This window comes from Aeromonas sp. FDAARGOS 1405 (assembly GCF_019048265.1).
In the GTDB taxonomy this organism is placed as follows: domain Bacteria; phylum Pseudomonadota; class Gammaproteobacteria; order Enterobacterales; family Aeromonadaceae; genus Aeromonas; species Aeromonas veronii_A.
The window spans coordinates 2614387-2639998 of the sequence record NZ_CP077311.1 but is presented as its reverse complement, the minus strand read 5'-3'; the positions used below and the strand labels follow the sequence as shown (position 1 = coordinate 2639998).

General features: G+C 60.9%; 24 protein-coding genes. 21 read left to right on the top strand and 3 right to left on the bottom strand.

Annotation, left to right across the window (positions count from 1 at the left end):
• Positions 1–177: 177 nt before the first annotated feature.
• The 21 genes from I6L35_RS12455 to chbG all read left to right on the top strand — a co-directional run bounded on the left by I6L35_RS12455 (position 178) and on the right by chbG (position 21489).
• Complete coding sequence (locus I6L35_RS12455; protein ID WP_216978324.1) at positions 178–1746, top strand: ExeA family protein; 1569 nt, start codon at positions 178–180, stop codon at positions 1744–1746.
• On the top strand, positions 1746–2432 hold the full coding sequence (gene exeB, locus I6L35_RS12450) for a GspB family T2SS assembly factor variant ExeB (protein WP_216978323.1): 687 nt from the start codon (positions 1746–1748) through the stop codon (positions 2430–2432). The genes I6L35_RS12455 and exeB overlap by 1 nt, the downstream gene beginning before the upstream one ends.
• A 221-nt stretch (positions 2433–2653) precedes the next feature.
• Positions 2654–3493 carry a GspC family type II secretion system variant ExeC gene (exeC, locus tag I6L35_RS12445; protein ID WP_302056528.1) on the top strand — a complete coding sequence of 280 codons (840 nt, stop codon included), beginning with the start codon at positions 2654–2656 and terminating at the stop codon, positions 3491–3493.
• 21 nt (positions 3494–3514) lie between these two features.
• Positions 3515–5557 (top strand): GspD family T2SS secretin variant ExeD, encoded by a 2043-nt coding sequence (gene exeD / locus I6L35_RS12440; RefSeq protein WP_216978321.1) that lies wholly within the window; start codon positions 3515–3517, stop codon positions 5555–5557.
• Entirely contained in the window at positions 5557–7062 is a 1506-nt protein-coding gene (gene gspE / locus I6L35_RS12435; protein ID WP_216978320.1) for a type II secretion system ATPase GspE, read from the top strand. The genes exeD and gspE overlap by 1 nt, the downstream gene beginning before the upstream one ends.
• 1 nt (position 7063) lies before the next feature.
• A complete protein-coding gene (gene exeF / locus I6L35_RS12430; RefSeq protein ID WP_005347516.1) occupies positions 7064–8284 on the top strand; it encodes a GspF family T2SS innner membrane protein variant ExeF in 1221 nt (406 codons plus the stop codon).
• A gap of 97 nt (positions 8285–8381) precedes the next feature.
• Positions 8382–8813 (top strand): GspG family T2SS major pseudopilin variant ExeG, encoded by a 432-nt coding sequence (gene exeG / locus I6L35_RS12425; protein ID WP_005347518.1) that lies wholly within the window; start codon positions 8382–8384, stop codon positions 8811–8813.
• A 38-nt stretch (positions 8814–8851) separates the two neighbouring features.
• Entirely contained in the window at positions 8852–9430 is a 579-nt protein-coding gene (exeH, locus tag I6L35_RS12420) for a GspH family T2SS minor pseudopilin variant ExeH (protein WP_216978319.1), read from the top strand.
• An 82-nt stretch (positions 9431–9512) separates the two neighbouring features.
• A complete protein-coding gene (exeI, locus tag I6L35_RS12415) occupies positions 9513–9872 on the top strand; it encodes a GspI family T2SS minor pseudopilin variant ExeI (protein ID WP_005347523.1) in 360 nt (119 codons plus the stop codon).
• Positions 9869–10609, top strand: coding sequence for a type II secretion system minor pseudopilin GspJ (gene gspJ / locus I6L35_RS12410; RefSeq protein WP_216978318.1), 741 nt, complete (start codon positions 9869–9871; stop codon positions 10607–10609). Before exeI ends, gspJ begins: the two co-directional genes overlap by 4 nt.
• Positions 10599–11597 (top strand): GspK family T2SS minor pseudopilin variant ExeK, encoded by a 999-nt coding sequence (gene exeK / locus I6L35_RS12405; protein WP_216978317.1) that lies wholly within the window; start codon positions 10599–10601, stop codon positions 11595–11597. Before gspJ ends, exeK begins: the two co-directional genes overlap by 11 nt.
• Before the next feature lie 113 nt (positions 11598–11710).
• On the top strand, positions 11711–12895 hold the full coding sequence (gene exeL / locus I6L35_RS12400; protein WP_216978316.1) for a GspL family type II secretion system protein ExeL: 1185 nt from the start codon (positions 11711–11713) through the stop codon (positions 12893–12895).
• A complete protein-coding gene (gene exeM, locus I6L35_RS12395) occupies positions 12892–13383 on the top strand; it encodes a GspM family type II secretion system protein ExeM (protein WP_005347538.1) in 492 nt (163 codons plus the stop codon). Before exeL ends, exeM begins: the two co-directional genes overlap by 4 nt.
• The gene (exeN, locus tag I6L35_RS12390; RefSeq protein WP_216978315.1) at positions 13380–14147 is read left to right on the top strand and encodes a GspN family type II secretion system protein ExeN; all 768 of its coding nucleotides are present in this window, start codon (positions 13380–13382) and stop codon (positions 14145–14147) included. Before exeM ends, exeN begins: the two co-directional genes overlap by 4 nt.
• Positions 14148–14761: 614 nt before the next feature.
• A complete protein-coding gene (locus I6L35_RS12385; RefSeq protein WP_005347542.1) occupies positions 14762–15079 on the top strand; it encodes a PTS sugar transporter subunit IIB in 318 nt (105 codons plus the stop codon).
• Between the two features lie 14 nt (positions 15080–15093).
• A complete protein-coding gene (gene chbC / locus I6L35_RS12380; RefSeq protein ID WP_216978314.1) occupies positions 15094–16455 on the top strand; it encodes a PTS N,N'-diacetylchitobiose transporter subunit IIC in 1362 nt (453 codons plus the stop codon).
• 68 nt (positions 16456–16523) lie between these two features.
• Entirely contained in the window at positions 16524–17906 is a 1383-nt protein-coding gene (locus I6L35_RS12375) for a glycoside hydrolase family 1 protein (protein WP_216978313.1), read from the top strand.
• A 23-nt stretch (positions 17907–17929) separates the two neighbouring features.
• Positions 17930–18283: a PTS N,N'-diacetylchitobiose transporter subunit IIA gene (gene chbA / locus I6L35_RS12370; RefSeq protein ID WP_216978312.1), complete on the top strand. Its 354-nt coding sequence runs from the start codon at positions 17930–17932 to the stop codon at positions 18281–18283.
• 54 nt (positions 18284–18337) lie between these two features.
• A complete protein-coding gene (gene chbR / locus I6L35_RS12365) occupies positions 18338–19165 on the top strand; it encodes a transcriptional regulator ChbR (RefSeq protein WP_216978311.1) in 828 nt (275 codons plus the stop codon).
• A gap of 145 nt (positions 19166–19310) precedes the next feature.
• Positions 19311–20657, top strand: coding sequence for a 6-phospho-beta-glucosidase (locus tag I6L35_RS12360; RefSeq protein WP_216978310.1), 1347 nt, complete (start codon positions 19311–19313; stop codon positions 20655–20657).
• 55 nt (positions 20658–20712) lie between these two features.
• The gene (gene chbG / locus I6L35_RS12355) at positions 20713–21489 is read left to right on the top strand and encodes a chitin disaccharide deacetylase (RefSeq protein ID WP_216978309.1); all 777 of its coding nucleotides are present in this window, start codon (positions 20713–20715) and stop codon (positions 21487–21489) included.
• A gap of 171 nt (positions 21490–21660) precedes the next feature.
• On the opposite strand, the gene I6L35_RS12350 is transcribed toward chbG, so the two are convergent.
• From I6L35_RS12350 to I6L35_RS12340, 3 genes are read right to left on the bottom strand one after another with little or no spacing between them, the layout of a single operon-like run.
• Complete coding sequence (locus I6L35_RS12350) at positions 21661–23301, bottom strand: thiamine pyrophosphate-binding protein (protein WP_216978308.1); 1641 nt, start codon at positions 23299–23301, stop codon at positions 21661–21663.
• A 34-nt stretch (positions 23302–23335) separates the two neighbouring features.
• Entirely contained in the window at positions 23336–24802 is a 1467-nt protein-coding gene (locus I6L35_RS12345) for an aldehyde dehydrogenase (RefSeq protein ID WP_005347561.1), read from the bottom strand.
• Between the two features lie 11 nt (positions 24803–24813).
• Positions 24814–25608, bottom strand: coding sequence for an aspartate dehydrogenase (locus I6L35_RS12340; RefSeq protein ID WP_254204438.1), 795 nt, complete (start codon positions 25606–25608; stop codon positions 24814–24816).
• Between the last annotated feature and the right edge of the window lie 4 nt (positions 25609–25612).

Sequence of the window (25612 nt, the reverse complement as noted above, 5' to 3'; positions counted from 1 at the left end):
TCAGATTGGTTGCAATTTTTGAGTACCATGGTGCAACGGGGCGATATCTGGATCACAAGATGACAGGAAAAGGCTGCAATTTGTCATCCTTTGCCAATGATGGCTTCCAATGAATTCGAGGTTTGCTATCATCCGGAGACATTTCTTATCTGTCGCCGGCTACAAAAGAATCCCCTCATGTACACACAGTTCTTCGGCCTATCGGAACCGCCTTTCTCCATCTCGCCCAATCCCAAGTACCTCTATATGAGTGAGCGCCACGGCGAAGCCCTTGCTCACCTCAACTACGGATTGCAGGATGGTGGCGGCTTTGTGCTGCTGACCGGCGAAGTGGGCACCGGCAAAACCACCGTCTCCCGTTGCCTGCTGCAGCAGTTGCCAGCAGATACCGAGATCGCCTACATCCTCAACCCCTCCCTGACCGAACGGGATCTGCTGGCAGCCATCTGCGACGAGTTTCAACTCCCCTACCCCGCCGAGGCCGGGATCAAGCAACTGTTCGACCTGATCCGCGACCACCTGCTGGCCAACCTGACCGCAGGCAAGCGCAGCGTGGTACTGGTGGATGAGGCCCAACATCTGTTGCCCGGGGTGTTGGAGCAGTTGCGTCTGCTCACCAACCTGGAAACCGACGAGAAAAAACTGCTGCAAATCGTGCTGATCGGCCAACCCGAACTGCAACAGATGCTGCGCCAGCCCCTGTTGCGCCAACTGGCCCAGCGCATCACCGCCCGCTACCACCTGCTGCCCCTCTCCGCCACCGATGTGGATGCCTACGTCCGCTTCCGGCTGCAAGTAGCCGGTTGTGTGCAGCCCATTTTTACCCCCAGAGCGATCCAGACGCTGCATCGGCTCTCCGGCGGCATTCCGCGCCTGATCAACCTCATCTGCGATCGCGCCCTGCTCGCCGCCTTCGCCCGTGGCAGCTACAAGATTGTTCATGGCGACATCAGCCAGGCAGCGTTCGAGGTGAGCGGCGTCCGTGATGAGGGGAGCTGGCTTTCCGGTCTGATGGTGACACTGGCTGGCGCCTTGCTGGTAGCTGCAGGCTGGTGGGGTTGGCAATTTTTCGGCGTATTCCCCGAACGGCCTGTGGTCAAGGTCGAGGTGCCTGTCACCGTTGACGAGACGGCCGAACAACAGGAACAGTTGACCGAGGCGATCAATCAGGCCCTCGACCCCGAGAGCGCCATGCAGAATCTCTATCGGGTCTGGGGCTATGAACCGGAACCGTTCGATGCCACCTGTGACAACGCCCCTCGCGCCGGTCTGCGCTGCCAGGAGGGAGAGGCAAGCCTCGAGGAGCTGCGCGCCCTGCAGCATCCCGCCATGATCACGCTCACTGACCAGAGTGGCGGTCTCTATTACGCCACCCTGGTCAATCTGGGGCCAAGCAAGGCCAGCCTGATGATCGGCAACCAAAGCTGGCAAGTGGATCGCCAGTGGCTCAGCGACAACTGGGGTGGCAGCTATACCCTGCTCTGGCGCATGCCGAAAGGGGGCGTCAGCCTGATCGCCAGCAATGCCGGACAGACCCAGATCCAGTGGCTCGACAACGCTCTGAGCCGAGCATTGCAACAACCCGAACGCAAGGTGCGCCGTTTCGATGGCGAGCTCAAGAACAAACTGCAGCAGTTCCAGCGGGATCAGGGGCTCACCCCTGACGGCATCGCTGGCAGCAACACCCTGCTGCGGCTCAACGCACTCTCCGGCGAACCCATGCCAAGACTGGAGGAGACCTCCTGATGTCTACCCTGCTCAATGCCCTGCGCCGTGCCCAGCAGCCTTCGCAACAGAGCCATATTCCCGCCATGGGGTTGGCGATAGCCCGCGAGGAGGCGCAACCCGCGCGTCGCGTCGGCTGGTTGCTGGCGCCCCTTGCCCTGCTGCTGGGGGCGGGTGCCAACTATGGCTGGCATCTAATCCACCTGCGTCCCATCGAGGAGAAGGTGGAGGTAAAAGAGGTGATTGCCTCCCCCTTCGTGCGGGTTGAGCCCAAGGCGATGGTGACCCGTCCGCTGCCCCCGCCCCTGCCGGAACCTGTAGTGCAGCAGCCCAGGGTCGCAGCGGCTGCCAGCAATCCGGCAGCCAGTCGACCGACCTTGGCCGAACAGCTGATGCGCGCCCTCAACGAAACACCGCTGCAACAGGAATCAGGTACAGTTTCCCAAAGCGTGCAGCCGGCCCAGTTGATGTCGCTGAATGCCGCTCCGCTTTCGGTTCGCCAGCAAGTGCCCGCATTCAGCTATGGCTCCCATGTGTTCTCATCCAATCCGGCCAAGCGGGCCGTGGTGCTCAATGGCCGCGAATACCGGGAAGGGAGCGAAATAGCCCCCGGGGTCGTGCTCGCCACCATCGACCAACAGTACATTGTGCTGGATGTCGGAGGCCAGAGCGTAACCCTCAAGGCGTTGCAGGATTGGCAAGGGTGAGTACACACCTTCCCCTGATAATCGCTGGCAAGCAGGATGCACCTCGCCTGAGTGCCACTTTTATGAGCATTCAAAGGTTTACGGTGTGATGAAATATCCATTTTTACGGTTTGGTGCGCCCCGACCCGTTGTGTCACAGCACGCAGCCGTACACAATACGCAGCCGCCCCAGAGCCTGGAATTTGTTGATTAATATGACGCTACGATTCAGGGATGACATCTTGACCCTGCTGCTGGCCCGGTGCCGGCAGCTTCCTTTGACTCGCGTCACCGGAGTGTTCTTTCTGGCGCTGCTGCTGATGCTGGCCCAGCAGAGCGCAGCCCTCACCTGGCGCTTGCTCACTCTGGCAAACCCGCAATCCAGCCAGCCGTGGCAACCCTCCACCGTGGCGGTCAGCGGCCAGAGCAGTCCGCGCCTTGAATTGGGCGAGGTGAGCCGACTGGCGCTGTTTGGCAAGGCGATCCCCAAGGCGCAGGCAAAAACCGCCGTGGCCGCCAATGCGCCGCGCACCCAGCTCAATGCCCAGCTCAACGGGGTGTTGGCCAGCTCGGATCCGGCCAAATCCATCGCCATCATCGCCATGTCCGGCATCCAGAACTCATATGGTATTGGCGACATGATTGACGGTACCCAGGCGCGGATCCGGCAGGTCTATCCGGATCGGGTGATCATCGAGCGGGATGGCCGCGACGAGACCCTGATGCTGGATGGCGAGGAGTATGGCAAGCCGCTGCCGCAAACCAACTCTGCTCCTCTTGGCTCCCTGCGCAGCGAGCTGATGGCCGACCCGGGCAAGATCACCGATTACCTCAATATTTCACCGGTTCAGGTGGATGGCCGCATGACCGGCTATCGCCTCAACCCGGGCCCCCATCCGGAATTTTTCAACCAGAGCGGGCTGCAGGCCAATGACCTGGCCATCAGCATCAACGGGCTGGATTTACGGGACAACATGCAAGCCATGCAGGCGATGCAGCAGCTGGCTGGCGCAACGGAAATGACAGTGACCGTCGAGCGACAGGGCGAACAGTTCGATGTCTATGTGCGCTTGTCAGAATAATGATTTGGAGTCGTACCAATAATGACCACTAAAGGGAAAGGCTGGCGTCTGGCCACTATCGCAGCGGCACTGATGATGGCGGGCTCAGCCTGGGCCACCGAATACTCTGCCAGTTTCAAGAACACCGACATTGAAGAGTTCATCAATACGGTGGGCAAGAACCTCAATAAAACCATCATCATAGAGCCTTCGGTGCGCGGCAAGATCAACGTGCGCAGCTACGACCTGCTCAACGAGGAGCAGTACTACCAGTTCTTTCTGAGCGTACTCGACGTCTACGGCTTTGCCGTGGTGCCGATGGATAACGGCGTGCTCAAGATACTGCGCTCACGGGATGCCAAGACCTCCGCCATTCCGGTGGTGGATGGCAGCAACCCGGGCATGGGCGACGAGATGGTGACCCGGGTCGTGCCGGTGCGCAACGTCTCGGTGCGTGAACTGGCTCCCCTGCTGCGCCAGCTCAACGATAACGCCGGTGGTGGCAATGTGGTGCACTACGAGCCCTCAAACGTGCTGCTCATCACCGGCCGCGCTGCCGTGGTCAATCGTCTGGTGGAAGTGGTCAACCGGGTCGACCGTGCTGGCGATCAGGATGTGGACATCATCAAGCTCAAGTTTGCCTCGGCGGGCGAGATGGTTCGCTTGGTGACCAACCTCAACAAGGATGGCAATCCGCAAGGAGGCACCGCCTCCCTGCTGCTCTCCCCCAAGGTGGTGGCTGACGAGCGCACCAACTCGGTGGTAGTGAGTGGAGAGCCGAAAGCGCGCGCCCGCATCATCCAGATGGTACGCCAGCTCGACCGTGACCTGCAGAGTCAGGGCAATACCCGGGTCTTCTATCTCAAATATGGCAAGGCCAAGGACATGGTCGATGTGCTCAAGGGGGTCAGCTCCAGCATCGAGGCCGACAAGAAAGGGGGTGGCAGCGCAGCCGCTACCAGTGGCGGCAGTATCGGCGGCGGCAAGCTGGCCATCTCGGCCGACGAGACTACCAATGCTCTGGTCATCACCGCCCAACCAGACGTGATGGCCGAGCTCGAACAGGTCATCGCCAAGCTCGACATCCGCCGCGCCCAGGTGCTGGTAGAGGCGATCATCGTCGAAATGCAGGATGCCGATGGCCTCAACCTCGGCGTCCAGTGGGGCAATGCCAATGGCGGCGGTACCCAGTTCACGAACACAGGGCTCCCCATCACTGGTGCCATCGCCGCGGGCAAGGATTACCAGAATGGCAAGACCGATGGTGCTGCCAAGTTGCTAGAGAGCTTTAACGGGATGGCTGCCGGTTTCTATCACGGCGACTGGGCCATGCTGGCGACGGCGCTGGCCTCCAATACCAAGAACGATATTCTCTCCACCCCGAGTATCGTCACCATGGATAACAAGGAGGCCTCCTTCAACGTCGGTCAGGAGGTTCCGGTCCAGAGCGGCTCACAGACCTCCACTACCAGTGATCAGGTGTTCAGCACTATCGAGCGCAAGACAGTGGGCACCAAGCTGACGGTCACGCCGCAGATCAATGAAGGGGATTCGGTGCTGCTCAATATCGAGCAGGAAGTCTCGAGCGTGGGTAAACAGGCAACAGGAACAGACGGTCTGGGACCCACCTTCGATACCCGTACCGTCAAGAACTCCGTGCTGGTAAAGAGTGGCGAAACCGTGGTGCTGGGCGGCCTGATGGATGAGCAGACCAAGGAGGAGATCTCCAAGGTACCACTACTCGGCGATATCCCGGTACTGGGCTATTTGTTCCGTTCTACCGCCAACAGTACCTCCAAGCGCAACCTGATGGTCTTTATCCGGCCCACCATCTTGCGCGATGCGGACGTCTACTCCGGCATCTCCAGTAACAAGTACAGTCTGTTCCGCGCCGAGCAGCTCAATGCGGCCTCGCAGGAGGGCTACCTCACCTCCCCCGCCCGTCAGGTATTGCCCGCCTACGGTCAGGATGTGATGGTATCACCCGAGCTGCAAAAAGAGATTCAGAAGCAGATCAACGAGATGCAGAACAGACAGCAGAGCGCCGTCGAAACCACCACCCCCTTTGTGCAGAGCCGTCCCTGATGAGTGCCTACCATCTTGACGGCGGCGAGTTGCCGCCCCCGCTGCCGGAGCTGCCCTTCGCCTTTGCCCGCAATTTCGGGGTGATCCTGATTGAGCGGGAAGGGGCACCTGTGTTGCAGTGCCGCCCCGGCGTCACCCCGCAAGCCCTGCTGGAAGTACGGCGGGTAGCCGGTTGCCGCTTCGCGGTAGAGCAGCTCGACAACGAGTCCTTCGAAGAGCTGCTGATGGCCCACTATCAGCGCGACTCCTCCGAGGCACGTCAGCTGATGGAAGATCTCGGCAACGAGATGGACTTCTTTGCGCTGGCCGAAGAGCTGCCCCAGAGCGAAGACCTGCTGGACGCTGATGACGACGCCCCCATCATTCGCCTCATCAACGCCATGCTGAGCGAGGCGATCAAGGAGGAGGCCTCAGATATCCATATCGAGACCTTCGAGCGGGCACTGGTGATCCGGTTTCGCATCGATGGGGTGCTGCGGGAGATCCTGCGTCCCCATCGCAAGCTGGCCTCACTGCTGGTCTCGCGGATCAAGGTGATGTCGCGGATGGACATCGCCGAAAAGCGGGTGCCGCAGGATGGCCGCATCTCGTTGCGCATCGGCGGCCGCGCCGTCGACGTGCGGGTCTCCACCATGCCGTCCAGCTACGGCGAGCGGGTGGTACTGCGTCTGCTCGACAAGAACACCATTCGCCTCGAGCTCAAGCAGCTCGGCATGACGGCGCGCAACCGCAGCATCATCAGCGAGCTTATCCGCAAGCCCCACGGCATCATTCTGGTCACCGGCCCGACCGGTTCAGGTAAATCCACCACCCTCTATGCGGCGCTCTCCGAAATCAACTCGCGGGATCGCAACATTTTGACGGTGGAAGATCCCATCGAATATGACCTCGAAGGAGTGGGCCAGACCCAGGTCAACAGCAAGGTAGACATGACCTTCGCCCGCGGCCTGCGCGCCATTCTGCGCCAGGATCCGGATGTGGTGATGGTGGGGGAAATCCGTGACCTCGAGACCGCCCAGATCGCGGTACAGGCATCCCTCACCGGTCACCTGGTGATGTCGACCCTGCACACCAATACCGCCATCGGCGCCATCACCCGGATGCGGGACATGGGGATCGAGCCCTTCCTGCTCTCCTCCTCCCTGCTGGCGGTGCTGGCCCAGCGGCTGGTGCGCACCCTCTGCCCCGATTGCCGCGCCCCGCGCCCGGCCACCGAGCAGGAGCGTCTCGCCATGGGCATCAAGCTGGAGCCGGATCAGCCTATCTGGCATCCGGTGGGCTGCGAACAGTGCAACCACACCGGCTATCGCGGTCGCACCGGCATCCACGAACTGGTGGTGGTTGACGAGGCGGTGCGTGAAGCCATTCACGGTGCCAGCGGCGAGATGACCATTGAACGGCTGATCCGCGGCCACACCCCCAGCATCCGCCGCGATGGCATCGACAAGGTGCTCAAGGGGCAGACCAGCCTCGAAGAGGTACTGCGCGTGACCCGGGAAGATTGAGATGGCGGCATTCGAATACAAGGCCCTCGATAACAAGGGGCGTAGCAAGAGCGGCGTGATGGAGGGCGACTCGGCCCGTCAGGTACGCCAGCTGCTGCGCGAGCAGGGGCTCACCCCGCTCGAGGTCAACGAGACCACCGAGAAGGCGAAACGGGAGGCAACCCGCTTCGCCCTGTTCCGTCGCGGTGCCAGCACTGCCGAGCTGGCCCTGATCACTCGCCAGCTGGCCACCCTGGTCGGTGCCGGTCTCACCATCGAAGAGGCGCTCAAGGCCGTGGCCGAGCAGTGCGAAAAGGCCCACTTGCGCTCTCTGGTGGCGACCGTGCGCAGCAAGGTAGTGGAAGGTTATTCGCTGGCCGACTCGCTGGGGGCCTTTCCCCATGTGTTCGACCAGCTGTTTCGCTCCATGGTGGCGGCCGGTGAAAAGTCGGGCCATCTGGAAAAAGTGCTCAACCGCCTCGCTGACTACACCGAGCAGCGCCAGCATATGCGCACCAAGCTGCTGCAGGCGATGATCTACCCCATCGTATTGACCTGCGTCGCCATCGGGGTTATCTCGATCCTGCTCACCGCCGTGGTGCCCAAGGTGGTTGCCCAGTTTGAACACATGGGTCAGCAGCTGCCGGGCACCACCCGTTTTCTCATCGGCACCAGCGAACTGATGCAGGCATACGGCCTCTGGTTCCTGCTGCTGATCTTCCTCGGCAGCTTTGTCTGGCGCTGGTGGCTCACCGACGAGAAGCGCCGCCGGCGCTGGCATCAGGTGCTGCTCGGCCTGCCGGTGATTGGCCGGGTCAGCCGCGGTCTCAACACCGCCCGTTTCGCCCGCACTTTAAGCATTCTCAACGCCAGTGCGGTGCCGCTGCTGGAGGGGATGAAGATCGCCGGTGAAGTGCTCTCCAACGACTTTGCCAGAATGCGCATTCTCGAGGCCGCCGAACGGGTGCGCGAAGGGACCAGTCTGCGCAAGTCGCTGACCGAGACCAAAATTTTCCCGCCCATGATGCTGCACATGATCGCCTCCGGCGAGCAGAGCGGCGAGCTCGACAGCATGCTGGAGCGGGCGGCAGACAACCAGGATCGGGAGTTTGAATCCCAGGTCAATATCGCCCTCGGGGTATTCGAACCCATGCTGGTGGTCTCCATGGCCGGGGTAGTGCTGTTTATCGTGATGTCGATCCTGCAGCCGATCCTCGAGCTCAACAATATGGTGAATATGTAAGTTTCCGGTGTTCGGTGATGCCGCTGGCGGCCCGTCGAACCCACCCAGTGATCACTCTCTGATGGGTCATCCCATCTCATTCGTTACGGAGCAACTCATGAACAAACGTCGTCAATCCGGTTTTACCCTGCTGGAAGTCATGGTGGTCATCGTGATCCTCGGTATTCTGGCCAGCCTGGTGGTGCCCAACCTGATGGGCAACAAGGAGAAGGCTGACCAGCAGAAAGCGGTCTCCGATATCGTGGCGCTGGAAAACGCCCTCGACATGTACAAGCTGGACAACAACCGCTACCCGACCACCGAACAGGGTCTGGAGGCACTGGTGACCAAGCCCTCCATCGATCCGGCACCGCGTAGCTACCGCGATGGCGGCTACATCAAGCGCCTGCCGCAAGATCCCTGGGGCAACCCGTACCAGCTGCTGAGCCCGGGCCAGTTCGGCAAGATCGACATCTTCTCCATGGGTCTGGATGGTGAAGCCGGTACCGATGACGACATCGGCAACTGGAACCTGAAGGATTTCCAATAAGTGATATGTCGCCACCGCACTCCTTGTGAGCTGACTGCATGAAGCGCTCTCTCTCCTTTCATCGCCAATCCGGCTTTACTCTGCTGGAAGTGTTGCTGGTTGCCATGCTGATGGGGCTGGTGGCCACTGCCGTCACCCTCAGCATGGGGGGCGCAAAAGGTGACAGGGAAATCGACAAGCAGGCGCGCCGCCTGATGGCGACCCTGCAACTGGCGCAGGAGTATGCGGTGATGGATGGTCGACTGGTGGGCATTCGCATCGAGGATAACGGCTGGCAGTTTATGCAGCGTCAGGCCAGGGATCGCAAGTGGCTGGCCCTGGCCGGCGACAAACAGCTGGGCCCGGTACAACTGCCCGACGAGATGACCCTGACGCTCGAACTGGAGGGATTTGGCTGGCAGCCGGATCCCGATGAAGAGCGAGAAAAGAAACGGGATGCGAAGGAGCGTACCCCGCAGCTCCTTATCTTCCCCGGTGGTGAACTGACCCCCTTTACCCTTACCTTCAGCCAGCAGGGTGACGATGCGCGTTACACCCGCCTTGTCAGGGGTGACGAGTTTGGACGTCTCACCCTGTTCACCGGCGATGAGGATGAAAAAGGGAACAACCCATCATGAACGCCTGCAGGATGATGTTGTTTGATAAAGCTGTGATGGTGGCGCCACCGCTGTGCCAACTACGCCCTCTACAGGTGACACGATGAATGCGCGCGGCATGACGTTACTCGAAGTGATGGTAGCGCTGGCGGTCTTTGCCATTGCCGGTCTCGCGGTCATGAAGACCGCCAGCGAGCACCTCTCGGCCCTCAACTATCTGGAGCAGAAAACCCTGGCCACCTGGGTGGTGGAGAACCAGCTGGTGCAACAGAAGCTCGAGAACAAGTGGCCCGGCAACAGCTGGGTAGAGGGGGAGGAGCAGATGGCGGGCAGTACCTGGTACTGGCGCTATCGTGGCGTCGCGACCAGCGACAGCAACTTCAAGGCACTGGACATGGAAGTGCGCACCGAAGCCAGGGCAGAGAACCCGGTCGCCATGATGCGGACCTATATCAGCCGATGACCCAGCTCTTCGCCCGTACACCTCGCCCCATCCGCCAGGCCGGTTTCACCCTGCTCGAAATGCTGGTGGCGATCGCTATCTTCGCCAGCCTCAGCATGGGCGCCTATCAGGTGCTGCAGGGAGTGCTCACCAGTGACGAAGTGGCCAAGCGCAAGGAGGCCCGCATCAACGAATTGCAGCTCGCCTTCACCCTGCTGGAGCGGGATGTCACGCAGATGGTGCCGCGCAGCGGCCGCATCGAGGGGGAGAACAACAAGGTGCTGCTGGCGGCCTCCCGGTTCGGCCAGCAGAGCGATGACTGGGGTATGGCCTTTATGCGCAGCGGCTGGCTCAACCCCGATGGCATGCTGCCCCGCTCCCATCTGCAGCGGGTCGGCTGGCGGCTCAAGGGGCAGACGCTGGAGCGCCTCAGCTACCTCTATCCGGATCCGGTGATCGGCACCGAGCCACGTATCCAGCCGATTCTGACAGGGGTCACCGCCTTTCGCCTCTACTTCTACGACAAGGGCAACTGGAAGGAGGAGTGGACCCAACGCAGCGTGCTCCCCTACGGGCTGGCAGTGGAGCTGGATCTGGAAGATTACGGCACCATTCGTCGTCAGTTTCTGATTGGTGCCGGTGGCCAACGCGCCGAAGAGAACAGCCAGAGCAGCAACCCCGATCAAGGGAGCGGCAACGGCAATACCCATGGCGGTAATGGTGACAGCCAGAATGGAGGGGGCGCCAATGGGGGCTAATCTCCCGGGCCGCCAGCGCGGCATGGCACTGCTGGTGGTGCTGCTGATCCTCTCGGTGATGGTAATCATCGCCAGCAATATGAGCGGCCGCCTGCAGCTCGAGCTGCGCCGCACCGCCAACATCACCACAGGTAAACAGGCATGGTGGTATGCCCTCTCGGCTGAGGCGCTGGTGAGCAAGGTACTGGCCCAGGATTTCAAAGACAGCCCAGAGGTGGTGCACCTGGGTCAGAACTGGGCCCGCAAGGATGCCATCTTTCCGGTGGATGATGGCCAGCTCAAGGGCGAGGTGACCGACCTGCAATCCTGCTTCAACCTCAACAGCCTGAGCGTGGCATCGAAGGCGGGGAGCGACGAGGATCTGGCGCAGCAGCCCTATCCGGTGCAAGTGTTTCGCGCACTGCTCAAGGAGCTGGCGATGGATGATTACGAGGCAGCCCAGCTCACTGACGCCATCCGCGACTGGACGGACAAGGATACGGTGCTGGTCTCCAGCCTAGGGGCCGAGGATGCCTACTACGAGGGACTCAAGCCTCCCTACCTCACCGCCAACCAGTGGATGCTGGGCAAGGATGAGCTGCGGGCGGTGCGCGGGGTGACGGCCAGGGTCTACGCAAAACTGGCCCCCTACGTCTGCGCCCTGCCAAACGACAAGCTGAAGATCAATATCAACACCCTGCTGCCCGAACACCCCGAGCTGCTGGCAGCCCTCTATCTGGGCAAGATTGGCAGCGATGACGCCAAGCGGGTACTGACCGAGCGGCCGAAGAAGGGGTGGAAAGAGAGCAAGCTGATGACGGATCAGCTGCCCGTACCTCTTGAAACCGTCAAGGGGCTCAAGGAGGCGCTGGTGGTCAAGAGCGACTTTTTCGAGGCCCACGTGGTCGCCGAGGTCGGTGACAACCGCGCCTGGCTGGAGAGCACCTTCCAGCGGGGCAAGGACAACAAGCTGGTCATGCTGCGCCGCCTCAATAGCGGCGCCGAATAAACAACGCTGGCGGGAGCGACTCCCGTCAGGGAAAACATTGGATGCAGCCTGCGGGCTGCGCACCGGTTGCGTGGGCCTGGCCCACACGAACCGGTATCGCAGGAGAGAGAGGCGTGAGCGAGAGTCTGGTCATCCGTCTGGGGACCACTAAACAACAACCGGTCGCCTGGCTGGTCTGGTCGAGTCAGGAGCAGGAGATCATCGCCTCCGGCGAGCTCCCTTCGGCCGATGCGCTGAGCGAACTGCAGGAGCGTGCTGGCGGCCGCCCCGTGGTCACCCTGGTGCCGGGCAGCGATCTGATATTCCGTCGGGTCACCCTGCCAGGACGATACAACCGTCAATCGGCGGCAGCCCTCCCCTATCTGCTGGAGGAGCAGATCGCCTCCGATGTGGATGAGCTGCATCTGGTGGTACTGGCTCACGACGGCCCGCAGGTAGATCTGATGGCGGTGGATCGGCAGAAGATGGCCCAGTGGCTCGGCTGGCTAGAGACAGCAGGACTCAAGGGCCTGCAGCTGTTGCCAGACGTGCTGGCACTGCCGCAGACCACTGATGGCTGGTCTGCACTGCAACTCGGCAACGAGTGGCTGTTACGCCAGGGCCCCTGTCAGGGGATCGTCGCCGACGAACCGCTGCTCGCCATCTTGCTGGCCGCAGAAGCTGAACCCGTCACAATTTATAGCCACACGCCGGCGCCCGCCATTGCGGCGGCCAACTGGCAGCCGGCCGAACCCGAACTGCCCATGCTGCTGCTAGCCAAAGGGGCCCTCACCTGCCGCGCCAACCTGCTGACCGGCCCCTACCGCACCCAGACCGAATATGCCCGCTACTGGCTGCAGTGGCGCAAGGTAGTCATTACCGCCGCCCTGTTGCTGCTGGTGGCGCTGGGCCAGCGCGGGGTACAGCTCTATCAGCTCACCGAGCAGGACAAGGCGCTGAAAGCGGAGATCCGCGCCGTCTATACCCGCATCTTCCCGGGAGAGAGCCGCATCGTTAACGTGCGCGGCCAGATGACCCAGCACCTGAAACAGATAGGACAGGCCCCGCAAAACGGCGTGCTGCTGATGCTCACCGAACTGGCCCCCACCTTTGCCGAAGTGCCCGGCCTCAAGCCACAGGTGATGCGTTTTGACGCCAGCCGTCGCGAACTGCGGCTGCAGGTGACCGCCCCCGGTTTTGCCGAGATCGAGCGGTTCCGCGAGCTGGCGGGCAAGCAATTCGAGGTACAGCAAGGCGAGGTGCGCAGCACCGAGGGCAAGGTTGAAGGGGCGCTGGTGCTCAAGGGTAAATCATCATGATGGAAAAATTGCAGAGCTGGTGGCACGGCATCACAGCACGGGAACAGCGGCTGGTGGTCGCAGGCGGCGTTCTGCTGCTGGTCGGCCTCTTCTACTGGAGTGTCTGGCATCCTCTCAACAACCGCATCGCCGAGCGCGAACGCCAGGTGCAAAACCAGCAGCAGACCCTCGCCTGGCTCAAGGAAAAAGGTGAAGTGGTGTTGGCCATGCAAGGGAGTACAGGGAGTCAGATCGACACCAGCGGCACCCTGGAGGGGGTGGTCAACCGCACTGCCTTCAACCACAAGATCAAGATTGCCCGGCTGCAACCCCAGGGGCAGGAGCTGCAGGTGTGGATCGACACGGTCCAGTTTGATGACCTGCTGCTCTGGCTCTCCACCCTGGTGGAGCAGCACGGCATTCAGGTTCAAATCATCGAGATCGCCCGCGAGGATCTGGCCCCGGGTCTGGTCAAGGTCAGACGTTTGCAGTTGAGTCGTCCACAATGAAAAAACGCATCCTGATTGCCAGCCTGTTTCTGGCCACCTATCTGGTCTTCCTGCTCGCCACCCTGCCCGCAGCACTGGTAGCGCGCCATCTGCCGCTGCCTGCCAACATTGCCAACCGGCTGAAACTGGAAGGGGTGAGCGGCACCCTCTGGAGTGGCCAGATCGCCCGACTGCAATATGCCAGCGAATCGGTGAACCAGTTGCGTTGGGATCTCAACGGCTGGTCGCTGCTACGCTTCGCTCCCGAAGTGACCATTCGCTTTGGCGATCGCAACGGACTCAACGGTCAGGGCGTTGTCGGCTGGAATGGCGCCGCCTTCGGCCGCGACCTAACCCTCAATGCCCCCGCCCCCTGGTTGCTGAGCCGGGTGCCGATGCGACTGCCGCTCCCGATCACTGTCACCGGTCAGCTGCAGCTCAAAGTGGAGCAGTTTGCCCAGGGTAACCCCTGGTGTGACAACCTCTACGGTAACCTCGACTGGTACAACGCCAGCGCCGATACCCCGGCCGGCAAGCTGGATCTGGCCGACCCCGAGCTGAAACTCACCTGCCTCGACTCCAGACTGGTAGCCGAACTCAAGCAGGGCTCCGATGCGGTGCAGACCATGGGTCGCCTCGAGCTGCAACCCAATGGCCAATACCTGTTTCAGGGCACCCTGAAGCCGGGCCCTGAATTGCCGCCGCAGATGCAGCAAGGGCTCCCCTTCCTCGGTCAGCCCGACAGTCAGGGCCGCTTCCCCCTGCGCTACCAGGGGCGGATCTAATTCACCATCCCACCAACCCCGGAGCCACGCCGGGGTTGTTTTTTCCTCTTTGTACCTCTCCGCTCACTGAACTGCCCCCCTCAGCCCTTACTCATTCTGCTCTTACGTACCGTCACGTCCCCTGCCTCCCTCTCCTTCAACCCGATCAGCGCAGCAACAACCAGCCTCACCGGTCAATCCATTTGCCGCCAATGGTCAATGAGCGAACACCGAGCTGAAAAAGAGGCAACTCGCCCCAGCAAAATTGAATATCAATCAGGTTGCATTAATTGATAAATGTGAGCAGTCACCCGTTATTGATCTTTTCCAGCCAGATCACAGCCGCCCACCAGAGCATAAAAATAACCAACTGAAAAATAACAACTAAAAAAGAAAAACATCCTCTTTACGCCCCATTTCATCTCATTTCCTTTGTGCCCACCCATCAGAAGTGTGAGCAACGGCAAAACGATAGGTCAACCAAAGACAATTGATATAAGTATCGAAATACCAGATGCAAAGCAGAGGTCGATACAATTAGGTCAACTGGAGATGATTGATTTGTCTTGCTAGCGCGACAGGCACGCATCTCGACTGATCTGTCCATTTGATTTTCAAGCGTTGAGGGAAGGGTTATGGAAAAGAAGCGTATCTACCTGTTTTGCTCTGCAGGCATGTCCACATCACTGCTGGTCTCAAAGATGAGGGCCCAAGCGGAAAAATATGATGTGCCGGTGCTGATCGATGCCTACCCGGAGACTCTGGCTGGCGAGAAGGGACAGGATGCCGACCTGGTGCTGCTGGGGCCACAAATCGCCTACATGCTGCCGGAGATCCAGCAACAGCTGCCGGGCAAACCGGTCGAGGTGATTGACACCCTGCTCTACGGCAAGGTCGACGGGCTGGGCGTGCTGAAAGCCGCCGTCGCCGCCATCAAGAAGAGCCTCGCATAGGTAAGGAGATCCCTGTGAGCAACATCATCGCATCGTTGGAGAAGGTCATACTGCCCATTGCCGTCAAGCTGGGCAAACAGCCTCATGTCAACGCCATCAAGAACGGCTTTATCAAGATGATGCCCCTGACACTGGTCGGGGCCATGTTCGTACTGATCAACAACGTGTTCCTGAGCTTTGGCGAAGGATCCTTCTTCTACTCCATCGGTGTGCGGCTCGATCCTGCCACCATCGCCACCCTGGACGGCCTCAAGAGCATCGGCGGCAACGTCTATAACGGCACTCTGGGGATCATGTCCCTGATGGCCCCCTTCTTTATCGGTCTGGCGCTGGCCGAAGAGCGCAAGAGCGATCCCCTGGCATCGGGCCTGCTCTCGGTAGCGGCCTTTATGACCGTCACCCCGTTCAGCGTGGGCGACGCCTATGCGGTGGGCGCCAACTGGCTGGGCGGAGCCAACATCATTTCCGGCATGCTGATCGGTATCGTCGTGGCCGAGATGTTCGCCTTTATCGTCCGTCGCAACTGGGTGATCACCCTGCCTGACAGCGTGCCGGCCTCGGTCTCCCGCTCGTTCTCCGCGCTCATTCCGGGCTTTATCATCCTATCCATCATGGGGGTCATCTCCTATCTGCTGAGCGATGCGGGCACCAACTTCCACCAGCTGATCATGGACAGCATCGCCAAGCCGCTGTCCAATATGAGCGGTCTGGTCGGCTGGGTCTATGTGGTGTTCTCCTCCTTCCTCTGGTTCTTCGGGGTACACGGCATGCTGGCGCTCACCGCGCTGGAATCCGGCATTCTGTTCCCCTTCGCCCTGGAAAACGTCGCCCTCTACAACCAGTACGGCTCGGTTGAAGCGGCGCTGGAGGCAGGCAAACAGTTCCACTTCTGGGCCAAACCGATCACCGACTCCTTCGTCTTCCTCGGCGGCACCGGTGCCACCCTTGGCCTTATCCTGGCCATCTTTATGGTCTCCCGTCGCGATGACTACCGTCAGGTGGCCAAGCTGGGCCTGCCCTCCGGCCTGTTCCAGATCAACGAGCCCATCCTGTTCGGCTTGCCGGTCATCATGAACCCCATCCTGCTGGTGCCCTTCATTCTGGTGCACCCGGTACTGATGGGGATCACCATGGCGGCCTACTACGCCGGGATCATCCCGCCCATCACCAACATTGCGCCCTGGACCATGCCAACCGGCCTGGGTGCCTTCTTCAACACCAACGGCAGCGTGGCCGCCTTCTGTCTGGCGATATTCAACCTGGGGGTCGCGACCATGATGTATATCCCCTTCGTGTTGATTGCCAACAAGGCGCAGAACGTCATCAATGAAGAAGAGGAGAGCGAAGAGGATATCGCTCTGGCTCTGAAGTTCTGATAACCGCCATTCCAATGACAGCAAGGGAGGAGCAAAACTCCTCCCCTAACAGCCTGGAGAAGTAACCCATGCAGTATCGTTTTCCGGATAACTTCTGGTGGGGCAGCGCCAGCTCGGCCCCGCAGATGGAAGGCGCCGCCAACCGCGGCGGCAAATCCGCCAACATCTTTGACTACTGGTTCTCCATCGAGCCCGAGCGTTTCCACAACGGGGTTGGCCCGACCGATACCTCCACCTTCTATGACCACTTCGAGAGCGACATCAAGCTGCTCAAACAGCTGGGGCACAACAGTTTTCGTACCTCCATCTCCTGGTCACGGCTGATCCCGGACGGGGTGGGCGAAATCAACCAGGAGGCGGTCAGCTTCTACAACGCCCTCTTTGACCGACTGCTGGCCGAGGGGATCACCCCGCTTATCAACCTCTACCACTTCGACATGCCGATGTGCATGCAGGAGCGTGGCGGCTGGGAGAGCCGGGAAGTGGTGGCCGCCTATGTGCGCTACGCCACCCGCTGCTTCGACCTGTTTGGCGGTCGCATCAAGCACTGGTTCACCTTCAACGAACCGATCGTGCCGGTCGAGTGTGGCTACCTTGGCCACTACCACTACCCCTGTGTGGTCGATTTTGGCCGGGCGGCCACCGTCGCCTACCACACCGCGCTGGCCCATGCCGGTGCCGTGCAGGCCTATCGCGCCTGCCAGCATGATGGCGAGATAGGCATCATCCTCAATCTGAGCCCGACCTATCCCCGCTCGCAGGATCCGGCAGATATCGCCGCCTCCCGCATCGCGGATCTGCTGCTCAACAAGAGCTTCCTCGATCCGGCCCTGAAGGGGAGCTATGACCCCGAGCTGGTCGCCCTGCTGGCGCAGTACGACTTGCTGCCGCAGATCGAAGAGGGTGACAAGGCACTGCTCGCCGCCGGCAAAGTGGATATCCTCGGCATCAACTACTACCAGCCGCGCCGGGTCAAGGCCAAAGAGGTGGCCTGGCAGGGTGTGCCGCGCACGCCGGAAGATCTGTTCGACTACTACGAAATGCCGGGCCGCAAGATGAACCCTCACCGCGGCTGGGAGATTTACGAAAAAGGGATCTACGACATCCTCACCGACCTGCGGGTCAACTACGGCAACCTCCCCTGCTACATCTCGGAGAACGGCATGGGGGTCGAAGGGGAAGAGCGCTTTATCGGTCCCGAGGGACGGGTGGAGGATGACTACCGCATCCAGTTCATTCGCGAGCACCTCGAGTGGCTGCATCGCGCACTGGAAGAGGGCAGCGCCTGTCGCGGCTATCACCTGTGGACCTTTATCGACAACTGGTCGTGGCTCAACGCCTACAAGAACCGTTACGGCTTCGTCCGCCTCGATCTGGAGAGCCAGCAACGCACCATCAAGAAGAGCGGCTACTGGTTTGCCGAGGTCGCGCGCAACCATGGTTTTAATTAACGCATTTACGTAAGGAACGACACATGTTCGATCTGGACAACATCACTGAAGAGGCCGCCACCTGCAACGATCTGGAAGAGGTGGTAATGGGGCTCATCATCAACTCCGGGCAGGCCCGCAGTCTCGCCTACACCGCGCTGAAAAAGGCCAAGGAGGGGGATCTGGCCGCCGCTCACCAGCTGATGGCCCAATCCCGCGAGGCGCTCAATGCCGCCCATCTGGTGCAGACCCAGCTGATCGAGGGCGATCAGGGGGAAGGCAAGATCCCGGTCACCCTGGTGCTGGTCCATGCCCAGGATCACCTGATGACCTCCATGCTGGCCCGTGAGCTGATCAGCGAGCTGATCGAGCTGCACGAAAAGCTGCAGAACCAGTAACCTCCGGACGGGGCGAGAGGCCCCGTCATCGGCCCGCAGATCAGGAAGCGACTCATGAGCGTCAAGACAATCCGGGAATCCGAACTGTTTAACAACAAACCGTTCCACATGTTCATCTACAACAAACAGGTGAGCGGAACCGGTTTGCACCAGCATGACTATTACGAGTTCACCCTGGTTTTGACCGGCCGCTATTACCAGGAGGTCAACGGCAAGCGGGTACTGCTGGAGCGGGGGGACGTGGTGTTTATCCCGCTCGGCTCCCGCCATCAGAGCTTCTACGAGTTCGGCACCACCCGCATCTTCAACGTCGGGATCACCCGTACCTATTTTGACGAGCACTTCAAATACCTGCTGCCGGAACACTTCGTCGCCTCACAGGCCTATGCGCTCAAGAGCGAGTTCCTCAGCTATATCGAGTCGGTACTGGTCTCCCCGGGCTTTCGGGAAGAGGCTCTGACCGAATTTCTCGAAGTGGTGACCTACGCGGTGATGAACCGGCTGCGTCACTACAAGGACACCTCCGCCAGCGATGATCTTCCGCTCTGGCTCCACGAAACCGTGGAGCGGATGCACGATCGCCCCCTCTTTGCCGAGGATGCGCTGGCCAACATGGTCTCCCTCTGTGGCAAGAGCCAGGAGTATCTGACTAGGGCCACCCGGCGTTACTACAACAAGACGCCGATGCAGATCATCAACGAGATCCGGATCAACTACGCCAAGATGCAGCTGGAGGTGACCAACAACTCGGTGGCCGATATCGCCTTCGAGACCGGCTACAACGACGTCAGCCTCTTTATCAAAAACTTCAAGAAGCTGACCTCGTTTACCCCGGGCAGTTACCGCAAATATCTCTATCCGAAATTCGAAAGTTCAGCCTGAAACCAGCGAGTTGCTGACCTAAACAACCCGGTTCAAGAGAACCAACCCATTGTCACCAGCCCCTGCCACAGAGGGCTGCGGCCCCTCTCACCCTGATGACAGAGCGGCCACCATCAAACCGATAAAGATCGATGAAGAGGGATTTATGAGCGAGAAGATCAAGGTAGTCACCATAGGCGGCGGCAGCAGCTACACCCCCGAGCTGGTCGATGGTTTCATCAAGCGCTACGCCGAGCTGCCCATCAGCGAGCTGTGGCTGGTGGATATCCCCGCTGGCGAAGAGAAACTGAACATCATCTTCGATCTCTGCCAGCGGATGATCCGCCAGGCGGGCATCCCCATGACCCTGCACAAGACCCTGGATCGCCGCGAGGCACTGGTGGGCGCCCACTTCGTCACTACTCAGCTGCGGGTCGGCCAGTTGCAGGCGCGGGAGAAGGATGAGCGCATCCCCTTGAGCCACGGCATGCTGGGGCAGGAGACCAACGGTGCAGGCGGCCTGTTTAAAGGGCTGCGCACCATTCCGGTCATCTTCGACATCATCCGCGACGTCGAAGAGCTGTGCCCGGATGCCTGGCTGATCAACTTCACCAATCCGGCCGGCATGGTGACCGAAGCGGTGCGCCGTCATACCAACTTCCGCCGCTTTATCGGGGTGTGCAACATTCCGGTCGGCATGCAGATGTTTGTGCGCGATGCCCTCCAGCTCACCGAGCGGGATCACCTCTCGATGGATCTGTTTGGCCTCAACCATCTGGTCTTTATCGGCGATGTGCTGGTCAACGGCGAATCCCGCTTTGACGAGCTGCTGGAAGGGGTCGCCGATGGCAGCCTGACCCGCGCCAGCTCGGTCAAGAACATCTTCGATCTGCCGTTCGATCCCGGTTTTATCCGCGGCTTGCGCCTGCTCCCCTGCTCCTACCTGCGTTACTACTTCAAGGAGAAAGAGATGCTGGGGATCGAGATGGGCGAGTTCTACAAGGGCGGTGCCCGGGCTCAAGTGGTGCAGCAGGTCGAGAAGAAGCTGTTCGAGCTCTACCAGAACCCCGAGCTGTGCGAAAAGCCCAAGGAGCTGGAGCTGCGTGGCGGCGCCTACTACTCCGATGCAGCCTGCGAAGTGATCAGCGCCATCCATAACGACAAGCAGAGCGAGCACTACGTCATCGTGCCCCATCAGGGCCATGTCACCAATATCCCGGCAGACTGGACGGTGGAGATGAGCTGCCTGATCGGGCGTGACGGTGCCATCCCCCACCCGCGTCTCACCCGCTTTGACGACAAGGTGAACGGGCTGGTGCACCTCATCAAGAGCTTCGAGATCGCCGCCGCCAAGGCAGCCATCAGTGGCAACTTTGATGACCTGCTGCTGGCGATGAACCTCAACCCGCTGATCCACTCCGACAACGATGCCCGCATCGTCGCCCGCGAGCTGCTGCTGGCCCACCGCGAACACCTGCCCAACTTCGCCGCCGCCATCGACGCCCTCGCCTGAGGCCAGCACGCCCCGCCTGACCACAGGCGGGGCGCTTAACCGCAAGGGAACCCTCATGAGCAAGAGATTGATCATCAACGCCGACGATTTCGGCCTCTGTCGCGCCCAGAACTACGGCATCATAGAGGCGTTCGAGCACGGGGTCGTCAGCTCCACCACTGCGATTGTCACCTCCCCCGCCATCGACCATGCCGCCTGGCTGGCCAAACGCTTCCCCGAGCTGCCAGTCGGGCTGCACTTTATGCTCAGCTGGGGAAAACCGCTCACCCCGCTCACTTCACTGGTGAACGAGCAGGGTGAACTCAACAAGGGGATCTGGCACAAGAGCGAGGCGAGCGAGCTGGATCTGGCCGAGATATCCGGCGAGCTGGCGAGTCAGTATCAGCGCTTTGTCGAGATCTTCGGCCAGCAGCCGACCCATATCGACAGCCACCACCATGTTCATATGTTGCCGACCATCTACCCGCTGGTGGAGGCCTTCGCCAAAGCGCATGGCCTACCCCTTCGCATCGACCGGGGCGAAATCGCCCGCCACGGTCTGACCGTTAACCACCCGCAGAGCTGCGATCGGTTCGACGACCGCTTCTATAGCGCATATGGCGCGCAACTGACCCAGGCCGACCTGCTGCAACTGCTCGATGAGGCCAGTGAACAGGGGGCCACCTCGCTCGAGATCATGTGCCACCCCTCCTTTATCGATCTGGAGATGCAGGGCAGCTCCTACTGCCAACCCCGCCTCAACGAACTGGCTATCCTGACCGACCCGTCACTGCCCGCTCTTATCGCCGAGCGCGGCTACCGCCTTGCCAGCTATCGGGATTGGCGATCTTAAGCTCAGTAAACAGACCGTTAGCTGCCGGGGAAACGAAAGAAGCAGGCAAGCGTGTGCGCCAGCAAGTCAGAAGGCCCCTCGGGGCCTTCGTCTTTGGTCGCTGCATTTTCCGAACAATATCCGCCCTGAATATCCTGAAAATGCCGCTATTTCCCGCTTGAGGTGACCCGCTCAATAGAGCTTTTTCTGTGGGGGGCCTGCGAAGTTAAGGGGGCCAATGCCTTGCATCTTCACTTCGATCAGCGCCGGCCCCTTCAGGGCACAAGCCTGCGCAATGGCTTGTTCAAAGCCCGCCAAATCGGACACTTGCCAACTGGCCAGCCCGATAGATTGACCCAGGGCCCTGAAATCCGGGGTGTGCAGCTGATTAAAGTACTGACGGCCACCAAAATAGTGGTTCTGGATGCCGCGCATCACCCCATAGCCCCCGTCGTTCATCACCAGCAGGACCAGGTTGGTTTGCTCTTGCACCATAGTGGCCAGCTCGCCAACCCCCAGCATCAAGCCGCCATCCCCTACCAGGCCCACCACCTTGCGCGTCGGGTTCGCTATAGCAGTGCCGATCGCCATACTCAGCCCCATGCCGATCGCCCCCGCCAGGGAGTGAATATTAGTATTCGGTGCCCAGATGGGAAACAAACGACTACCCCAGGTACTGCCAGACATGGTGATGTCACGCACCAGAATCGCATCTTGAGGCAGGGCCTGGCGCAGTTGGCCACAGAGGGTGGCATAGGGGCCAAGTTGCTCGGTGAGCGCGGCAATGGCACTGCCTTTGGCCTCACTGATCGCCTGATCAAACGCTCGATTGACCTTGGTTTCCCCCTGCAAGCTGTCGCGCAGCGCCGCCAGTACCACCTTGGCATCGCCGCACACGAAGTGATCACTGGCGTAGTTGCGCGACGCCGCGCCGGGGTGAGCATCCACCTGATAAAGGGGACGGGGCAACGCCAGGCTATAGGTGCGGGTTTCATTGCTGCGCAACCGTGAGCCGACCACAATAGCCAGATCGCACTGCGCCATCAGGGCTTCCACCGCCGCGGCGTTATGAAACGCCCCCAGGCTGCGCGGATGCTCATCTGACAAGATGCCGCGGCCATGGGTCGAGGAGATCACCGCGACCCCTAGATCGGCCAGGGCCAAGACCTCCTCATGGCACGCGAGCGCGCCACCGCCGACCCACAGCAGCGGCTGCCTGGCCGTTTTCAGGGCGGCGACCAGCTTTGCCAGATCCGGCGCAGCCGGTGCGGGAAGCTGCAGGGGGGCGATCGGGCCGAGCTCGGCGGGCAGGGTGATCTGCGCGGCCTGCACATCGATGGGGATCTCGACACTCACCGGCCCCATGGGGACTGTTGTCGCAATCCGGATGGCATCAAGCAGCACTCCCACCGCCTGCTCCGGGCTGTTGATCCGAAAAGCCGCCTTACTGCTGGCTTTGAGAAATGTCAGCTGATCCCGGGTCTCATGGATAAAACTGGCATCCCGATCAAGGTATTCCCGCTCGACCTGACCGGTGAGATGCAGTAGCGGGCTCCCGGCGTTGAGCGCCTCCAGCAAGCCTCCCACCCCGTTACCTGCCCCGGCACCGGTACTGGTGATGGCCACCCCCAAGCCGCTAAAGCGTCCGTGTGCATCGGCCATGGTGACCGCCCCCGCCTCTCCTCTTGCCGCCACAAACCGGATCCGCTCCCGTCGCCCGATGGCATCGGCGATGGGCAAATTGTGGATAGAGATGACCCCATAAACCGAGCCAACCCCATGGGCTTCCAATACTCTGGCGATGGCTTCGCCCACATTGACTTGATTGCTCATGACCTTTCCTTACTCTGTTCAGTGGTTGGCCCGGTTAGTTGCACCAGGGATTGGGTTGATCGCCAAGGCCCAGATAGACACTCTTCTGCTGCATGTATGCGAACACGCCCTGACGCCCCTTTTCCCGGCCAAGCCCGCTCTCTTTGAAACCGCCGAAGGGAGCCGAGACGGAGAATTTTTTGTAGGTATTGATCCAGACAGTGCCCACCTCGAGCCTGCGCGCCAACGCCCAGGCCCGGCGAAAATCTTCACTCCAGATCCCGGCGGCCAAACCAAACACACTGTCGTTGGCCTGTTGCAACAACTGCGCGTCGTCCGCGAAAGGCAGCACCACCAGCACAGGGCCGAAGATCTCCTCCTGACACACCCGGGCTTGATTGGAGAGACCGGTAATAATGGTGGGTGGATAGAAACTGCCCTTGGCATATTCAGCGCCGGTCAGGCGAGCACCGCCGCACAACACCTGCCCCCCTTCCGCCTTGGCCAACGCCACATACTCATCGACTGACTGCAGATGGGATTCACTGATCAGCGGCCCTATGTGTATCCCCGGCTGCTCAGGGTGGCCAATTCGCAGCTCCCGGGTCAACGCCAGCAAGCGGGTGAGAAACGCTTCATATAACGACTGATGCACAAACAGCCGCGCCCCTGCGATGCAGGCCTGCCCTGCCGAGCTGAAGATGCCATATACCACCCCTTTGGCAGCCAACTCGAGGTTCGCATCCGCCAGCACTATGGTCGGTGACTTGCCGCCAAGCTCCAGCGAGGTGGGGATGAGCTTGTCGGCAGCGATATGGGCCAGCCGTCGCCCGGTATTGGTACCGCCCGTGAACGAGATCTTTTTAACCAGCGGATGGCGAGCCAGCGCCTCACCAACGATGGAACCCCGTCCCGGCAACACGCTCAATAACCCCTTGGGCAACCCCGCCTCTTCAAAGATACGGGCCAGCGCCAGTGCCGCCAGCGGAGTGGCATCGGCCGGCTTGAGCAGCACCGCATTGCCCCCCGCCAGAGCAGGGGCAATCTTCTGCATCTCGCTGGCGATGGGGGAGTTCCACGGGGTGATCGCGGCCACGACGCCTAACGGCTCATGGACGCTGAGGGTCATGAAGTCCGGCGATCTCGGAGTTGGCAACTGCTCATCGAGGGTCTCGCAGACGGCCGCAAAGTAGCGGGCCGTACCGGCGGCACTGGCGACCAGCCCACGGGTCTCCTGCAGCGGCTTGCCGTTGTCTCTGGTTTGCAGCCGCGCCAGCTCTTCACTGCGCAGTTCGATAAGATCCGCGACCCGATAGAGCACTGCGGCCCGTTGGTGGGGCAGGCTATGGCGCCAGGAGGGATCACGCCAGGCCCGCTCGGCCGCCTCGACGGCCTCTGCCACATCCTCCACGCTGGCAGTACTGATCTGATCATTGATGCTGCCATCGGCAGGAAAATAGCTGGTGCTCACCGGGCCACGCCCCTGGCGCCATTCACCCGCGATATAGATAGGTTTCACCATGTTGCTGCTCCTTAAATAACCAAGCTGTCGCTACATTGGCGACAGGCACGCACCACGCTCAGTGCAGCCAGCGTGGAGGTTTTCGGATTGGCCTCCAGCGGGAAACCGCTCATGGCGATATCGAGTTCACCAAACCGACCACACGCTTTGATTTGGTGCTGGTTGCGCCCAATCGTCGGGTCGACAACCAGTTCAACCTGAGTACGATCCATGCCCAACCCGGCCAGCGCGATGGTGGCAGCCACGTTGGCATTAGCAGGAAACAGCATGGCCGCCTCCCGGGCTGACCCGCGAAAGAAAGTTGTCGGTTCAGAGATCCGGGCCAGATCGATCAATCGCTCGGCATAACTCCCTCGCCAACTCTGGGGACTCTTGCGCCCCTGATAGGTGACCGACTCCAGCCCCCCCTCGCGGGCGGCGGCTAGACCATCGATCCCGGCGATGGCTCCGGCGAGCACCAGCATGGTGCCGCCCCCCTGACGGGCGGCCTCCCGCAGTTGCCGGGTGAGGGTCTCATCGGCCAGCGCGCCCACCGAGATGAGCCCCAGCGTCCAACCCCGGGTCAATATCGCCGCCCCGTGCTCACGCACGGCCGCCTGCCCAGCACACTCCACCACCAGATCCGGGCTTGCCGTACACTCTTCAATCCGGCTCAGCACCGTCACGGCGGGTCCCAACTCGGCTTGCACCAGTGCCACGCTGGCCGGGGGCACCACGACCCATTTCAGCATCAGATCCTCAGGCAGCAGCGTCATCACCTCACGGGCCATGGCACCAAAGCCCACCATCATCAGTTGTTTCATCATCTCT

Excerpts from the sequence above, each read along its gene's own strand:
- I6L35_RS12455 (WP_216978324.1), top strand. The coding sequence starts at position 178 with ATGTACACACAGTTCTTCGGCCTATCGGAACCGCCTTTCTCCATCTCG.
- exeB (WP_216978323.1), top strand. The coding sequence starts at position 1,746 with ATGTCTACCCTGCTCAATGCCCTGCGCCGTGCCCAGCAGCCTTCGCAA.
- exeD (WP_216978321.1), top strand. The coding sequence starts at position 3,515 with ATGACCACTAAAGGGAAAGGCTGGCGTCTGGCCACTATCGCAGCGGCA.
- gspE (WP_216978320.1), top strand. The coding sequence starts at position 5,557 with ATGAGTGCCTACCATCTTGACGGCGGCGAGTTGCCGCCCCCGCTGCCG.
- exeF (WP_005347516.1), top strand. The coding sequence starts at position 7,064 with ATGGCGGCATTCGAATACAAGGCCCTCGATAACAAGGGGCGTAGCAAG.
- exeG (WP_005347518.1), top strand. The coding sequence starts at position 8,382 with ATGAACAAACGTCGTCAATCCGGTTTTACCCTGCTGGAAGTCATGGTG.
- exeH (WP_216978319.1), top strand. The coding sequence starts at position 8,852 with ATGAAGCGCTCTCTCTCCTTTCATCGCCAATCCGGCTTTACTCTGCTG.
- exeI (WP_005347523.1), top strand. The coding sequence starts at position 9,513 with ATGAATGCGCGCGGCATGACGTTACTCGAAGTGATGGTAGCGCTGGCG.
- gspJ (WP_216978318.1), top strand. The coding sequence starts at position 9,869 with ATGACCCAGCTCTTCGCCCGTACACCTCGCCCCATCCGCCAGGCCGGT.
- exeK (WP_216978317.1), top strand. The coding sequence starts at position 10,599 with ATGGGGGCTAATCTCCCGGGCCGCCAGCGCGGCATGGCACTGCTGGTG.
- exeM (WP_005347538.1), top strand. The coding sequence starts at position 12,892 with ATGATGGAAAAATTGCAGAGCTGGTGGCACGGCATCACAGCACGGGAA.
- exeN (WP_216978315.1), top strand. The coding sequence starts at position 13,380 with ATGAAAAAACGCATCCTGATTGCCAGCCTGTTTCTGGCCACCTATCTG.
- I6L35_RS12385 (WP_005347542.1), top strand. The coding sequence starts at position 14,762 with ATGGAAAAGAAGCGTATCTACCTGTTTTGCTCTGCAGGCATGTCCACA.
- I6L35_RS12375 (WP_216978313.1), top strand. The coding sequence starts at position 16,524 with ATGCAGTATCGTTTTCCGGATAACTTCTGGTGGGGCAGCGCCAGCTCG.
- chbA (WP_216978312.1), top strand. The coding sequence starts at position 17,930 with ATGTTCGATCTGGACAACATCACTGAAGAGGCCGCCACCTGCAACGAT.
- chbR (WP_216978311.1), top strand. The coding sequence starts at position 18,338 with ATGAGCGTCAAGACAATCCGGGAATCCGAACTGTTTAACAACAAACCG.
- I6L35_RS12360 (WP_216978310.1), top strand. The coding sequence starts at position 19,311 with ATGAGCGAGAAGATCAAGGTAGTCACCATAGGCGGCGGCAGCAGCTAC.
- chbG (WP_216978309.1), top strand. The coding sequence starts at position 20,713 with ATGAGCAAGAGATTGATCATCAACGCCGACGATTTCGGCCTCTGTCGC.
- I6L35_RS12350 (WP_216978308.1), bottom strand. The coding sequence starts at position 23,301 with ATGAGCAATCAAGTCAATGTGGGCGAAGCCATCGCCAGAGTATTGGAA.
- I6L35_RS12345 (WP_005347561.1), bottom strand. The coding sequence starts at position 24,802 with ATGGTGAAACCTATCTATATCGCGGGTGAATGGCGCCAGGGGCGTGGC.
- I6L35_RS12340 (WP_254204438.1), bottom strand. The coding sequence starts at position 25,608 with ATGATGAAACAACTGATGATGGTGGGCTTTGGTGCCATGGCCCGTGAG.